Origin of the sequence: Fortiea contorta PCC 7126, assembly GCF_000332295.1 — a bacterium.
GTDB classification, from domain to species: domain Bacteria; phylum Cyanobacteriota; class Cyanobacteriia; order Cyanobacteriales; family Nostocaceae; genus Fortiea; species Fortiea contorta.
This window is the reverse complement of sequence record NZ_KB235930.1, coordinates 2,182,296-2,195,881: the sequence shown is the minus strand read 5'-3', so window position 1 is coordinate 2,195,881 and position 13,586 is coordinate 2,182,296. Positions and strand designations below refer to the sequence as shown.

Below are 13,586 nucleotides of genomic sequence, written 5' to 3'. Positions count from 1 at the left end.
AATTGATACTCTGTTCTACAGAGTTATATTGCCGTCATTGATGATTGATTTGATTTAAGACACTCTGACAAGGTAATTATTTTTATGAAGCTCCTCAATTTTTCCATAGACAAAGTAATTAACATTAAGACAGCAAATCAAACTTTTGATTTACACAATCAATTTAAACTACAGGGATATAACTCTAATACCCTAGAGAGAGTTTTTGAATTAATATTCAAAGGTTTTGTCTGTTGGGGTATGGAAGAAGTTAATAACTTGGTAACGACCGATTTTAAAATTATCTTTAGAAATGTTAACTTCTTAAGAATTCAAGATACACCCTTTCATGAAGAGAATGTGTGTTTTAACCAAATGCAATTCGTTGATGAAATGATTGGAGAGTTTCCTGAACCAGTCATCCAAGTAGAAAATCTTTTTAGCACAGATGAACTAGAATCATTTGACTGGAAAAAATATATGTATATTAGTTTCACTTGGGGAGTAGCAATTTTAATTTCCTCGGAAACAGTAGAAGTACAATTTAAGCAATCTAATAGCTTAGAAGGGCGTGAGTAAGTAGGTTATGATCGCGTTTTCTCGAACAGTTGGCGATCCCAAAACTCCTTAGTTTAACTATAAAAATGTAACAAAAACTACAAAATATCATCTTTTGAGCAAAAAGCGGCTAGGCTAAGGATATATATCCGGTTCGCAAAGATACCGCGACTAGGAGACAATTTTATGGTTTCAATGTCAACGCTAGCTCAAGAAACTCCCTCTCCAGCTTACATTTGCCCATTTGACCAAGCTTGTAGCTATCTAGAAGCAGCAGCTAAAGAATTAAAATTAGACCAAGGAATTTTAGAAATTCTCAGTCATCCGCGTAAGGTCGTCACAGTTTCTATCCCAGTCAAGCTAGATAATGGGGAAGTGCGGGTGTTGGCTGGACACAGAGTACAGCATTCTGATGTTTTAGGCCCTTACAAAGGTGGAATACGTTACCATCCAGCGGTGACGCTGCGGGAGGTGTCAGCTTTAGCCATGTTAATGACATGGAAATGTGCGTTGTTGGGTATCCCCTATGGTGGTGCGAAAGGGGGTATTGCTATTGATCCTAAGCGCTACAGCATCAGCGAATTAGAGCGGATTACCAGACGTTACACCAGCGAGTTGATTAAAGATATCGGCCCAGCGGTAGATATTCCCGCACCAGATATGGGTACTTCAGCCCGTGAGATGGCGTGGATGATGGACACTTATTCTGTGAATGTTGGTCATGCTGTCCCAGGAGTTGTGACTGGTAAACCGCTGGCGATTGGTGGTTCACGGGGACGGGAAATGGCTACAGGACGCGGTGTAATGATTATTGTCCGTGAAGCTTTAGCGACCCAAGGTAAATCCCTTGCGGGGGTGAGAGTTGCAATCCAGGGCTTCGGTAATGTCGGTAGTGCAGCAGCAGAATTGTTACACCAAAAGGGAGCGAAAATTATTGCTGTCTCCACGGGTGCGGGAGGAATATTTTCCCCAGATGGTCTGGATATTCCCGCTCTGAAAGCCTACGCTGCTGCAAATCACAGGAGTATTTTCGGTTTTCCCCAAGGAACATCTATTAGTAACGCAGATTTACTTACCTTACCCTGTGATGTCTTGATTCCAGCCGCTTTAGAGAACCAGATTACACAAGAAAACGCAAATCAGATCCAAGCGCAGATTATCGCCGAAGCTGCGAATGGCCCAGTTACACTTGAGGCTAATCTGTTACTAGAAGCGCGGGGTGTGACGGTGCTACCAGATATTTTGGCAAATGCTGGTGGTGTGGTGGTGAGTTATTTGGAGTGGGTACAGGGACTTTCTTATTTATTTTGGGATGAGGAACGAGTGAATAGGGAGATGGAACATTTGATGGTGCAAGCTTATCATCAGGTGATTGCACAATCACAACAGCGACAAATTCCTCTGAGGTTAGCGGCTTATAGCTTGGGTGTGGGGAGAGTGGCGCAAGCGTTGAGTGTTAGAGGTTTGTATCCTTAACATTCAGAGCCTATTCATAAACTAAATGGTTCGCGATTTTGTTGGGTTTCGCTTGCGTCTCAACCCAGCCTACAATTTTTTTGCAACACTCATTTGCTATTTCGGCGAGAACATTTGCTATTTCGGCGAGAACATTTGCTATTTCGGCGAGCGCATTTGCTATTTCGGCGAGCGCATTTGCTATTTCGGCGAGCGCATTTGCTATTTCCGAGAAAGCAATTGCTATTTCGGCGAGAACATTTGCTATTTCGGCGAGAACATTTGCTATTTCGGCGAGAACATTTGCTATTTCGGCGAGCGCATTTGCTATTTCGGCGAGCGCATTTGCTATTTCGGCGAGCGCATTTGCTATTTCGGTGGCTAACGGCTTGACTTTTAAGACAGTCGCTACAAGGATTTTTATTTTTTCAGATTAATAAAAGCAGATGAATCTTCCTTTGCGTCTTTGCGTCTTTGCGTGAGCTTTACTGAATTTCTTGCCACATTCCATCACTAACTATTACACTAAAATCTATCAGACCTCTGGGAGTTGACAGTCATCTTGTCTACACTGGCTGGACGCTATGAAATTATTCAGCAATTAGGCGGCGGTGGTTTTGCTGTCACATTTCTGGCTAGGGATAATTTGCAACCTAGTAAGCCTCTGTGCGTTGTCAAGCAACTGCTTCCTAACCAGTCCCATCCCCGCGTTGTGGAATTTTTTGAAAAAGAAGCCGCTATTCTGGAAAGGCTCGGTACACATCCTCAAATTCCCCAATTACTGGCACACTTTAGGGAAGACCAAAATCTTTACATAGTTCAAGAATTTATCGCCGGACAAGATTTGGGTAAAGAAATCACTCCTGGTAAGCGGTTGAGTGAGGGTTATGCAACCAAGTTGTTGCAAGATGTTCTAGAAGTTTTGTCTTTTGTACATAGTCAAGGAGTGATTCACCGCGATATCAAACCCCAAAATCTCATGCGCCGACAGCCTGGTGGTAGGATTTTCCTGATTGACTTTGGCGCGGTGAAGGAACTTGGTACTTTGATGGTCAATACTCAAGGTGAAGTAAATTCCAGCGTCATCATCGGTACTTCCGGCTATATGCCCAACGAGCAAAAGAATGGTAAACCTTGTTTGGGTAGTGATGTCTATGCTTTGGGGATGACGATTATTCAAGCTTTGACTGGAGTTTCACCCTTTGACTTGCAAGAAGACCCATTAACTGGTGAAATTATCTGGCTTAATCAAGCACAAGTTAGTGACCAGCTGGCTGAAGTGTTAACTAAGATGGTGCGTCGTCACTTCAGTTTACGATATGCTAAAGCAACAGAGGTATTGTCAGCTTTAACACCAACGCCAATAGCACCAACAATTGTTGTTAATCCTGGCAAGGAATTATACTTGCAAGAAGCGAAAATTCGCGCACAACAAGGTGAGGGTAATTTTTCTGTCTTTGCGTTGAAAATACTGGAATCTAAGCGCATTGAGTTGGGTTTATCTGAGGATGAAGCGAGAGAAATTCAGCAACAAGTTCTACAACCTTATGGAGAGTATCAGCGCAAGTTAGGGGAGTATGAACAGGCGTTGATTGATGCTGTTCAGCAGCAATATCCATTTAATCAAGCGACGCAAAAGGATTTACAAGAATATCAGCAATATTTAGGTTTACGGAATGAGGATATTGCAGCGATAGAAGCACGGGTATTTCCTCAAAAACCACAGCCAAGTCCATCATCCACACCTGTGTCTGCGCCCAAATCGCCGTCACCTGTGCAAATTATCACTCAGCCTTTTGAGTTTGAATTCGCCACTGCTGTAACGAAAGCCAGCGCAGGATTTTTGGGAATAGGAACAACCTATCAAATTAACCGCAGTCGGGGACGTGCTGAGTTTTTTGCAGAAAACTTAGATAATGGCGTAGTGCTGGAAATGGTTGCAATTCCTGGTGGTAAATTTCTCATGGGTTCCCCAGATAATGAGCCAGGACGAAATAATTCTGAAAGTCCACAGCACACAGTCACGATTCAACCCTTTTTTATGGGGAAGTTTCCTGTCACCCAGAGTCAATGGAAAGCTGTTACCGCTTTACCGAAGGTGCAGATTGATTTAAATCCTGATCCATCCCATTTTAAAGGTGCAAATCGACCTGTTGAAAAGGTTTCTTGGGATGATGCAATTGAATTTTGTGCCAGATTATCTAAAAAGACGGGGAAAATTTATCGCTTACCCAGTGAGGCAGAATGGGAATATGCTTGTCGTGCAGGAACGACTACCCCATATTATTGTGGCGAAACTATCACAATGGATGTAGCTAATTATCGAGAGACTTTAGGGCAAACAACGGATGTGGGAAATTTTCCTGCCAACCCCTTTGGTTTATTTGATATGTGTGGTAACGTATGGGAATGGTGTCAGGATGAGTGGCACAAAAATTATAACGGATCGCCAACAGATGGTGGTGCTTGGCTAGTTGATAGTAATAATAATTATCGTCTGCTGCGCGGTGGTTCGTGGACTTACTCTCCCAAGAATTGCCGTTCGGCGAATCGCAGCAGTATCTCGCGCGTTGACGGGTACTACAGCGTAGGTTTTCGGGTTGTGTTTGTGTGCAGCAGGACTTTGTAGCCCTTTACACTTTTTTCCTTTTGCACTCTGCTCTTTTTTCTTTTTCCTTCTTTTTGTCTAGCGCTGTGCGCGATCAATTTTTTTCATTTTTTGGATGAGCCAGATTGTGTTACCAGAAGACATCTCCAGAAATCAATTATGCGTTACGCCGAAAGCCTTGGTAGGGGCGAACGGTTGTTCGCCCTTATGTCATTTTCACCAAATGTCTAGAGAATTCTGATTTTTGCAATTGTCATAGCATAAGATAATAGCCTAATGATTGAGGTAGGCGATTTCGGCTGTTGTGTGGCGGTTCATGGAGTGAAATTTAATTGATGATACTTTGTGAGACATTAGATCCCCGACTTCTTTGAGGATACATCTGGCGAATCAGGTGTTTAACTTCCTACATTCAAATTTGGCGCTGTGTCAATATATCATAAGGGCGAACAGCCGTTCGCCCCTACTACAATTCGCCAGATGTATCCTTGGAGATGTTGCGGATCTGGGTAGAATTGTGCGATCGCTCTTTTATCGAGTAAATTAACAAAGCAAAAATCCTAATTATCTTTTTGCTGGTCTAACCAAGTTTCTAAATCGGACATGATATCTTAACTATATTGGCTGGCGATCGCTCACCAGATGAAAGACTATGACGAAACAAACTTTGTACGAACAAGATTACTATCTTTGGCTAAAAACTACCATCAATCAACTCCGCGCTGGTCAATTTTCATCTGTGGATTTAGATAACTTGCTGGAAGAATTAGAAAGTATCGGGAGGAGTGAGAAGCGCAGGGTTAAAAGTTTGTTGATTCAACTTTTTGTACATCTACTGAAGCTCACATATTGGGATATAGAACGTGAGCGAAATCAAGGACATTGGAAAGGGGAAATTAGGACATTTCGTAGAAAAATTGAGGATACACTCGAAGATAGTCCTAGTTTGAAGCCATACATTTTAGAAGTATTTGACGAATGTTATCAAGAAGCTAGGAAAGAAGCAAGCGATCGCTCTCAACTTCCCATCGAAACATTCCCTGCTACAATCATCGGCTCCTTAGAGCAAATTTTAGATGAAAACTGGTTTCCTGAGTATAAATGATGCTGTAGGCGAAATATAGTTGCGTATGTATATCACACGCTGCATCAAAGACCTAGCCATTCGCGCAAAGACTGCTCTAATTGCTGGATGTCGGGAGTAGTTAACTTACCAACGATCGCAACAACTAAATTTTGCTGTACTGTATATAAACCTCGTTTAACTGCTGTTTCAATATTCAATCCGGCTCTTGTCCAATCAGAAAGTATGAATTCGCCAACAAGTAGGGATGTTGTTTTGCTAGTTAGCGGAACAATGAAAATGTCTTGAGACTCATGGGGTGGATTGACGACAACTGCGGGTCTTACTTTTGAACCCGACAAATCCGAAAAAGGATAACGAACTAAGATGATGTCATTTTTTGAGTAGCTGGGCATAAATATCATCCTCGGTGTTATCCCAAATAGTATCAAGAGACACCTGACTTGTTTGTAGCCAGAAGTCTGCTTCATCATCAGGTAGAAGTGTCACCAAAACCTTTGTACCTTCAAGAAGTTCTCCTGGTTCCAGTAACTCGATTTTGCCTTGGCGAACTGTAGCCCACAAAGTTTTTAGCATAGTATTTGGATGAAGATAGCAAATTGCAACATAGAGGGCAGTGCATATACTTTTAGCATAAGCGATCGCTCCCTACCAACCTCACCGTCAAATGCTGTTGAGCAATACAAGTCACATTAACTGAGCCTTTACCCTTTAAAATAGAGACGCAACTCGCGCTTTTCAAGGAGTATCCAGCAGTGCAGCCGGATTTGATAGGCTTGGAAATTAGTAAAGGGGAACTGAGACGTTTAACTGGGTTTGATCCAGAGGACGTTTTTCGACCTTCAATTATGACGAACCGTGAGAAGCGTTTGGGGTTTTTTGTGAGTGAAGGGTTGGTGGCGCTGGCTTTGACGCCGATTATTGTTGGTTTTATTTATGCCTTTATTATTTTACCAACTATTGGTTCTTCAATTAAACTGGGAATATTTTTATTAATTTTAGTACCGATCGCTGTGTTAGTGGGGCGATCGCTCTGGCGACGTCGCACCTGTCCCCAAGCGCTGACCATACTTCTCGATGAGGTTGATCAGTACCATGAAGTGGTGAAAGCCATAGATATTCAAGATCAACTAGCAACATCGGGAAACTTAGAAAGCAGTATCAATGACCGTGACCAAGTGATAGCAGCTTTACAACTGATTCAGGAAGATTTAGTCCGCGCTTTGAAAACCGAGCGAATTTTGCGAGATAATAAGAAGTTGCTTGCTAATAATCAAGAGTTATTTGTCAATAATTTAGCTAATCTGCAAGCTTTGCAACTTAGCTCCCAAGCGGGCGAATATGCTCAATTGCTCAACCAATCGTTGCAGATTGCTCTTGATGTGCAAGCAGAAATTAGAAAATTGCGGAAAGTCTGAAATTATATTAGTTTCGGATTTTGGGTGAAACATTCTGAGCATAAGACACTTTCCAAGATCTCAAACAATACTACTCATCCCAATTTGGTATTATTTGTCTGCAATTAAAACTTTCATCAACCTTGACTTCAGCAAGTCAGCGACAATCAACCTACTGTCACCCTCACCAATGACAAATAAAATGACCAGCAAACCCAAAATTATTGTCCTGGATGATGACCCTACAGGTTCTCAAACAGTCCACAGTTGTTTGCTGCTAATGCGCTGGGATGTGGAAACTTTGCAAAATGGGCTACAGGATGACTCACCGATTGTCTTTATTCTGACTAATACACGTTCTTTGACTCCAGAGTCTGCAGCAGATGTCACTCAAGAAGTCTGCCAAAATTTAAAAGTAGCTATAGCCGCTGCAGAAATTCAAGATTTTCTCTTAGTCAGCCGTTCTGATTCCACTCTCCGTGGTCATTATCCCATTGAAACTGATGTTATTGCTGAGGAATTAGGGCCGTTTGATGCTCATTTTTTGATCCCAGCCTTTTTTGAGGGTGGACGCATCACCCGCGACAGCATACATTACTTAATTATTGACGGCGTTCCTACCCCAGTTCATGAAACTGAGTTCGCCCGCGATTCTGTGTTTAGTTACCACCACAGTTATTTACCCAAGTATGTAGAGGAGAAGACTCAAGGTCGCATCAGTGCAGAATCTGTAACCAGATTTGTACTCGCTGATATCCGCAGCGGGAGTCGAGAACGCTTATTGCAACTTAGTCATAACCAGTGTGCGGTGGTTGATGGGGAAACGCAAGCAGATTTAAATCAATTTGCGCTAGAGTTGCTAGCTGTCGCTAGTCAGGGAAAACGCTTTCTGTTTCGCTCCGCTGCCAGTATTTTAACCGCTTTAGCTGCTTTACCGCCCCAAGCGATCGCCCCTGAAAATATGGCGGAGTATGTCCGTGGTGGTAAACCGGGTGCGGTGATTGTTGGTTCCCATGTTAAAAAGACAACAGAGCAGTTAGAGGCGCTCTTACAAGCGGAAGGAACTGCGGGAGTTGAAGTCAATGTAGCTCGCTTACTTGAGGATGAAGAACAATCTGCTATACTCCTCAAGGAAGTGTTAGAAAATATACGAGTAATTCATGATTCTGGAAAAACACCAGTTGTTTACACCAGTCGTCAAGAACTGACATTTAATGATGTCGAGACAAGGTTGCAGTTTGGTGCTCAGGTTTCAGGTTTATTGATGGATATTGTCCAAGGTCTACCATCTGATATAGGATTCTTGATCAGCAAAGGTGGCATTACTTCTAACGATGTCTTGAGTACTGGGCTTTGTTTAACTGCAGCGCGGTTACTGGGTCAAATTCTCCCTGGATGCTCAATGATTTTAACGCCTTTTGACCACCCCCAATTCCCTAACTTGCCTGTGGTGCTGTTTCCCGGTAATGTGGGCGATGCTGAGGCTTTGAGTACAGCTTATCAAAGATTAATTAAAGAAGTATGAAGTATGAAGGATGAAGTATGACTTCTGATCCTGCTAGCTCTGATTTAGAGTCAAATTCTGTACATCCGGTGGCTGAGTCGGAAATAGAGTCAGATCCAATTTTGCCAGATGAGGAGCTAAATTCTGTTCTGTTGTATCTGCAGTCGCATCCGGTGACGCCTGAGATTGAGGATGAGGCGATCGTTGATGTAGAGTCGATTTCTCAGCCCCAAAAGATGGAAACTGAGGCTTTGATTCCTGACAAAGACACAATTGCCAATCTTTGGGAATTAAATACAATTGAGTCACCATCACCAGAGAATAAGGTAAATCAGCATATCCAAGTGCAACTCAAAACTGAGGAGGGAAAACTTTTATTAATTTTGCCCGCAGAATCTCAATTATCTGCAGCAGAATTCAATTGGGATGAAATTTGGCAACAAATTAGACAGCGCCTACAAGCTAGCGATCGCTTTCTCACTCCTAATACTCCAGTGCATTTGATCGCCCAAGACCGCTTGTTGGATGGGAGACAACTCCAAGCACTCAGTGAGGTCTTAGGTGAAACCCAACTCCAGCTAAAATCAGTAACTACTAGTCGGCGTCAAACTGCGATCGCATCTGTCTCCTCTGGTTATTCTGTAGAGCAAATACAGCGGGAAACTTCCCTCAGTTCTGAGTCGAAAGTAACTCCCAAACCCTTAGCCGACGCCCTTTATCTGGAAATGACCGTGCGTTCTGGCGTGGAAATTCGTCACCCAGGAACTGTAATTATTTTCGGAGATTTAAATCCAGGTGGTATCGTAGTTGCAGATGGAGATATTTTAGTTTGGGGTCGTCTGCGTGGTGTTGCTCATGCTGGTGCTGATGGCAATCGTGAGTGTCTGATTATGGCTTTGCAAATGGAACCAACCCAATTGCGGATCGCAGATGCTGTGGCTAGAGCACCAGAAAAATCACCGTCGCAATTTTCTCCGGAGGTAGCGCATGTGACAGAAGAAGGTATCCGCATTGCTAGGGCGATTGATTTCTCCCGCAATCATCAACTGAAGTATGAAGGATGAAGTATGAAGTATGAAGGTAGACAAGGTTGATTGCGGGTTCTTTAGTTGGGGAAACCGAGAAACTGCGATCGCTTTACTAAACAATTTGACATGTAGCGATTTTTTTCCACATTCATAGTTTACACTTCAGACTTATGTCAGTAAATATTTACTATAATTCCTGAACCATCATCAAGCGCGTTTCGATCATGACTCGCATTATTGTTATCACCTCCGGTAAAGGAGGAGTGGGTAAAACCACAGTTTCCGCAAATTTGGGTATGGCGATCGCCAAAAATGGGCGTCAAGTGGCTTTAGTTGACGCAGATTTTGGGTTGAGAAATTTGGATTTGTTGCTGGGACTAGAAAACCGCATTGTTTATACGGCGGTGGAAGTCTTGGCTAGGGAGTGTCGATTAGAACAAGCTTTAGTCAAAGACAAGCGCCAGCCCAATCTGGTACTTTTACCAGCCGCTCAAAACCGTACCAAAGAATCAGTCACCCCCGACCAGATGAAATTATTGATCAACGCACTGGCGCAAAAATACCAGTATGTGATCATTGATAGCCCTGCGGGGATCGAAATGGGGTTCAAAAATGCGATCGCTCCCGCCAAGGAAGCACTAATTGTCACCACACCGGAAATCTCCGCTGTCCGTGATGCTGACCGGGTGGTCGGGTTATTAGAAGCACAAGGTATCAAACGGATTCATCTCATAATTAACCGCATCAGACCAGCAATGGTACGGGCAAATGATATGATGTCTGTGCAAGATGTTCAGGAACTTCTCGCCATTCCCCTAATTGGGGTAATCCCGGACGATGAGCGCGTGATTGTCTCCACTAATCGCGGCGAACCCTTGGTATTATCAGATACTCCCTCTTTAGCTGCTACAGCCTTTGAGAACATTGCTCGTAGATTGGAAGGGGAAACAGTGGAATTTCTTGAGCTGGACTCATCCAACAACAATATCTTCACTCGTTTGCGAAGGTTGTTGTGGACTAAGATTGTTTAACTTTATCCGAACGTCTCCCCAGACTAATTGGCAATGATTCTCGAACTCCTAGAACGACTTTTTAATCGCTCTCCTGACACCAGTCGCATTCATGTGAAACGTCGCTTACAACTAGTGATTGCTCACGACCGCGCTGACTTAGATCCGCAAACTCTAGAAAAGATGCGACAAGAAATTCTCGATATAGTTTGTCGCTATGTGGAAGTGGAAACCGAAGGCTTGGAATTTTCTCTAGAAAGCAACCAACGGACTACAGCTTTGATTGCTAACTTACCGATTCGGCGAGTGAAGGAAACAGAGCCTACTCCAGAGCCGGAATTAGAAAAGACTGAGCCATCACCGTGATTTTACGGTCATAGTCAATTAGAAACACTTCGGAAACTACTGAAGTAAATCTGCTCAAAAAACGGATTTTAAACCGTAATAAATGCAAGCTGAACTACCCACTAAATAGACAAACCAAGTCAGAAAAAAACCGATAGCCCTACCTAAAGAAGGGCCATAAGTCTGAATTAGACCCCATGCGTGTGCAACACGAGCGATCGTTAGTACACTACCCAGCAGCCACAGCAACCATGTCTGTGCGTGTATCAATTCCAGCACCAATAAAAACAGCAACGCCTGAGGTACATACTCAGCAAAATTCCCATGAGCGCGCACCTTTCGTTGCAAAAGACCATCATCCTTGAGCGCATTAGGAAACATTTTTTGAGTCATGTTCTCCACACTAGCAGCCCAAGCATTAGGATTTGCCAAAGGATCAGGTTGTTGCATCACATTTTCTTGAGACTCACCATGCCAAACTCTAGTTCTCACTCGCTCATCAGCGGCAATATATGAGAGCACAAAAGCAACTATACCATTCAATCCCACAAACAAAGTAGAGATAGGAACCGCATTTTCTATCATCTTCATTCCTCACAAAAAATAACCAGTAGCTAGAGAAACTTCTTTGTCAGCTAACTTTAGAATATTTCTGCATCTTCTAAATCAATCAACATCCGCTCCAGCATATCTTCCACCATGTCTCGATTCATCCGACGCAGCGCTTCTGGGCCACGGAGAAACTCCTTAATAGTCATTTTTTGTTGGTGAAAATCCTTGACAAAATCGCGGATAGAAGAAACAGTTTTAATTTCTATTTCAATCTGCTGTAACATCTCCAAAATCGGATCTAATCCGCCCTTTTTGACCTTACGACAATTAGCAACCATCGAGCCTTGAGAAGTATTTTTAACTGATGCGAGTTCTCCTTTCAAATTTTCATATTGATTTTTCAATAATTCATTTTCTTGCTGTAGCCGCTTACATTTTCTAGTTACATCATCCTCATTATTAGTGTCAATAAATTTACCCACTTCATAGCGATTTTGAATTTCCAATAATCGCGCCAAATCACCCTCATCATAAGCTCTGTTAATCTCTTTCATAATTTCCGTGTAGAGAATTTGCTTTTCTCCATCAACAGCTTTATCAGGATGAAATATTTCCGCTAAACTTAAAAATATTTGCCGAATTTTTCTCGACGTATCAGTCTTATTTCTGGGAATAAATTCTGTTTCTCCTGCTGTTTGTTGATGCTGTTGATAATTTGAACCGAAGAATTCATCCTCCGGCTCATCATCTGTAAAAGCTGCTTCTGTTTCTGCTTCATTCTCTAGTTCAGATTTTTTGCGAGTAATAATTCCTGCAAATTGCAGAGTTTGATAAATACCCTCAATATCTTTCTTTGTTTGTTTACCTAACTTTCTAGTGGCAAAAATTTCTGCAAATAGCTGATGGATTTCTGAGTCAATATCTGCTAATTGGTTAACGCGAGGACTACAGCGGCGAAACATTTCTGCATTCACAGAACGGATCTGTTCTACAAAATTATTCAGTTCTGTTCGTTTACGCTTAATTTGTTTAAGCAACCATTGATGCTCTTTATCTAAAGTTTCTAGACGGATATGCAAAGAAGAAAGAGCCAGAGATGTTGTTGGGGTAGCAGGGAATGGGGATGAAGTTTTTCTAGGCATAAAACTAAGTCAGGTAAAAAGAACCGCAGGCAGCACACAATAGCGAAATTTTGCGAGTTTTTCCGCGTATATTCTACCTTTGATGTAATGGAATTGCAATCACAAATTCTGTGCCTTTAGCAATAGTAGAATTACAATGTAATATGCTCCGATGTTTTTCAGTAATAATTTTATATCAAGGCTAGTGTGACAACAAAGCACCCAAAAGCTGACTGTACAATTTTCTTCATTTGCAGCTACAAACTTCAGACTTCAGCCTTTTCGTACTATTGACGCCAGAGACTTATTGACAAAAATTAATTTTTATTGTATCCAAAATCAAAATCGCCGAGTCAAAATCCAAAATACTAATGATGGCAATTCTCATATTCTTGGCTAAAATGTCTGGGAGTGATTTTAATTACAAAATTTACTGACTTCACAGCCAAGTACTGAAATTTTTTAAATCACTTTTACTAGCATTCAAGATCAATCAATTGTGCTTGTCTCGCTTTGATCTTGTTTGGTAAGTGACATTCGGCAAAACTCAGACACAGGAGATAATATAAGTGATGTTAGGTCAAACTACACGTGGTGCTGGTAGCATTTCTTCATCTGCCAGTCGAGTATTTCGTTATGAAGTTGTGGGCTTACGACAAACCTCACAAACCAGCAAGCAAGAACCCGACATTCGACGTAGTGGTAGTGTATTTATGACCGTGCCTTACAATCGGATGAGTGAACAAATGCAGCGAATTAACCGCCTGGGTGGCACAATTGTCAGCATTGAGGAGTTGACTCTCGTACTCGACTTAGCCAAAGTATATCCTAGCGCGGTTCCTCATCGTGGCGGTGGCAGGCGCTAAGACCGGGGAATAATACTAATTGACCCGTGATGTGAATAATGAAAACCAGCGCAGTCACAAGGATTTCGCGCTTTATAGA

Annotated in this window: 15 protein-coding genes; 11 read left to right on the top strand and 4 right to left on the bottom strand. The window is 42.3% G+C overall.

Translation table 11 applies throughout. From position 1 onward, the window contains the following. Nucleotides 1–84 precede the first annotated feature (84 nt). From MIC7126_RS0110220 to MIC7126_RS0110200, 5 genes are all read left to right on the top strand, one after another. On the top strand, nucleotides 85–558 hold the full coding sequence (locus tag MIC7126_RS0110220) for a hypothetical protein (RefSeq protein WP_017653045.1): 474 nt from the start codon (nucleotides 85–87) through the stop codon (nucleotides 556–558). 165 nt (nucleotides 559–723) lie between these two features. Beyond that, a complete protein-coding gene (locus MIC7126_RS0110215; RefSeq protein ID WP_026100159.1) occupies nucleotides 724–2,013 on the top strand; it encodes a Glu/Leu/Phe/Val family dehydrogenase in 1,290 nt (429 codons plus the stop codon). A gap of 80 nt (nucleotides 2,014–2,093) precedes the next feature. Beyond that, nucleotides 2,094–2,429, top strand: a complete 336-nt coding sequence (locus MIC7126_RS30335; RefSeq protein ID WP_154655870.1) for a hypothetical protein — start codon at nucleotides 2,094–2,096, stop codon at nucleotides 2,427–2,429. Between the two features lie 113 nt (nucleotides 2,430–2,542). Then, complete coding sequence (locus MIC7126_RS0110205) at nucleotides 2,543–4,621, top strand: bifunctional serine/threonine-protein kinase/formylglycine-generating enzyme family protein (RefSeq protein WP_017653042.1); 2,079 nt, start codon at nucleotides 2,543–2,545, stop codon at nucleotides 4,619–4,621. A gap of 631 nt (nucleotides 4,622–5,252) precedes the next feature. Next, nucleotides 5,253–5,705, top strand: coding sequence for a DUF29 domain-containing protein (locus tag MIC7126_RS0110200; RefSeq protein ID WP_017653041.1), 453 nt, complete (start codon nucleotides 5,253–5,255; stop codon nucleotides 5,703–5,705). Between the two features lie 44 nt (nucleotides 5,706–5,749). Here the strand turns inward: MIC7126_RS0110200 and MIC7126_RS0110195 are convergent, their stop codons facing one another. After that, nucleotides 5,750–6,079 (bottom strand): type II toxin-antitoxin system PemK/MazF family toxin, encoded by a 330-nt coding sequence (locus MIC7126_RS0110195; RefSeq protein WP_017653040.1) that lies wholly within the window; start codon nucleotides 6,077–6,079, stop codon nucleotides 5,750–5,752. Continuing rightward, nucleotides 6,057–6,260, bottom strand: coding sequence for a hypothetical protein (locus tag MIC7126_RS0110190; protein ID WP_017653039.1), 204 nt, complete (start codon nucleotides 6,258–6,260; stop codon nucleotides 6,057–6,059). Before MIC7126_RS0110190 ends, MIC7126_RS0110195 begins: the two co-directional genes overlap by 23 nt. Before the next feature lie 179 nt (nucleotides 6,261–6,439). Here MIC7126_RS0110190 and MIC7126_RS0110185 point away from each other — a divergent pair, with 179 nt between their 5' ends. The 5 genes from MIC7126_RS0110185 to minE all read left to right on the top strand — a co-directional run bounded on the left by MIC7126_RS0110185 (nucleotide 6,440) and on the right by minE (nucleotide 10,989). Continuing rightward, nucleotides 6,440–7,102, top strand: a complete 663-nt coding sequence (locus MIC7126_RS0110185; RefSeq protein WP_017653038.1) for a hypothetical protein — start codon at nucleotides 6,440–6,442, stop codon at nucleotides 7,100–7,102. A 181-nt stretch (nucleotides 7,103–7,283) separates the two neighbouring features. Then, a complete protein-coding gene (locus MIC7126_RS0110180; protein WP_026100158.1) occupies nucleotides 7,284–8,606 on the top strand; it encodes a four-carbon acid sugar kinase family protein in 1,323 nt (440 codons plus the stop codon). A 17-nt stretch (nucleotides 8,607–8,623) separates the two neighbouring features. Then, the gene (minC, locus tag MIC7126_RS0110175; RefSeq protein WP_017653036.1) at nucleotides 8,624–9,649 is read left to right on the top strand and encodes a septum site-determining protein MinC; all 1,026 of its coding nucleotides are present in this window, start codon (nucleotides 8,624–8,626) and stop codon (nucleotides 9,647–9,649) included. Between the two features lie 188 nt (nucleotides 9,650–9,837). After that, a complete protein-coding gene (gene minD / locus MIC7126_RS0110170; protein WP_017653035.1) occupies nucleotides 9,838–10,644 on the top strand; it encodes a septum site-determining protein MinD in 807 nt (268 codons plus the stop codon). 33 nt (nucleotides 10,645–10,677) lie between these two features. Further along, a complete protein-coding gene (gene minE, locus MIC7126_RS0110165; RefSeq protein ID WP_017653034.1) occupies nucleotides 10,678–10,989 on the top strand; it encodes a cell division topological specificity factor MinE in 312 nt (103 codons plus the stop codon). Between the two features lie 54 nt (nucleotides 10,990–11,043). Here the strand turns inward: minE and MIC7126_RS0110160 are convergent, their stop codons facing one another. Both MIC7126_RS0110160 and MIC7126_RS0110155 read right to left on the bottom strand, forming a co-directional pair. Continuing rightward, nucleotides 11,044–11,553 (bottom strand): MAPEG family protein, encoded by a 510-nt coding sequence (locus MIC7126_RS0110160; RefSeq protein WP_017653033.1) that lies wholly within the window; start codon nucleotides 11,551–11,553, stop codon nucleotides 11,044–11,046. 56 nt (nucleotides 11,554–11,609) lie between these two features. Beyond that, nucleotides 11,610–12,662, bottom strand: a complete 1,053-nt coding sequence (locus MIC7126_RS0110155) for a J domain-containing protein (protein WP_017653032.1) — start codon at nucleotides 12,660–12,662, stop codon at nucleotides 11,610–11,612. 551 nt (nucleotides 12,663–13,213) lie between these two features. Between MIC7126_RS0110155 and MIC7126_RS27375 the strand changes: the two genes are divergently transcribed. After that, on the top strand, nucleotides 13,214–13,507 hold the full coding sequence (locus MIC7126_RS27375) for a phycobilisome linker polypeptide (protein WP_017653031.1): 294 nt from the start codon (nucleotides 13,214–13,216) through the stop codon (nucleotides 13,505–13,507). Nucleotides 13,508–13,586 lie beyond the last annotated feature (79 nt).

Excerpts from the sequence above, each read along its gene's own strand:
- MIC7126_RS0110220 (WP_017653045.1), top strand. The coding sequence starts at position 85 with ATGAAGCTCCTCAATTTTTCCATAGACAAAGTAATTAACATTAAGACA.
- MIC7126_RS0110215 (WP_026100159.1), top strand. The coding sequence starts at position 724 with ATGGTTTCAATGTCAACGCTAGCTCAAGAAACTCCCTCTCCAGCTTAC.
- MIC7126_RS0110200 (WP_017653041.1), top strand. The coding sequence starts at position 5,253 with ATGACGAAACAAACTTTGTACGAACAAGATTACTATCTTTGGCTAAAA.
- MIC7126_RS0110195 (WP_017653040.1), bottom strand. The coding sequence starts at position 6,079 with ATGCCCAGCTACTCAAAAAATGACATCATCTTAGTTCGTTATCCTTTT.
- MIC7126_RS0110190 (WP_017653039.1), bottom strand. The coding sequence starts at position 6,260 with ATGCTAAAAACTTTGTGGGCTACAGTTCGCCAAGGCAAAATCGAGTTA.
- MIC7126_RS0110180 (WP_026100158.1), top strand. The coding sequence starts at position 7,284 with ATGACCAGCAAACCCAAAATTATTGTCCTGGATGATGACCCTACAGGT.
- minC (WP_017653036.1), top strand. The coding sequence starts at position 8,624 with ATGACTTCTGATCCTGCTAGCTCTGATTTAGAGTCAAATTCTGTACAT.
- minD (WP_017653035.1), top strand. The coding sequence starts at position 9,838 with ATGACTCGCATTATTGTTATCACCTCCGGTAAAGGAGGAGTGGGTAAA.
- minE (WP_017653034.1), top strand. The coding sequence starts at position 10,678 with ATGATTCTCGAACTCCTAGAACGACTTTTTAATCGCTCTCCTGACACC.
- MIC7126_RS0110160 (WP_017653033.1), bottom strand. The coding sequence starts at position 11,553 with ATGATAGAAAATGCGGTTCCTATCTCTACTTTGTTTGTGGGATTGAAT.
- MIC7126_RS0110155 (WP_017653032.1), bottom strand. The coding sequence starts at position 12,662 with ATGCCTAGAAAAACTTCATCCCCATTCCCTGCTACCCCAACAACATCT.
- MIC7126_RS27375 (WP_017653031.1), top strand. The coding sequence starts at position 13,214 with ATGTTAGGTCAAACTACACGTGGTGCTGGTAGCATTTCTTCATCTGCC.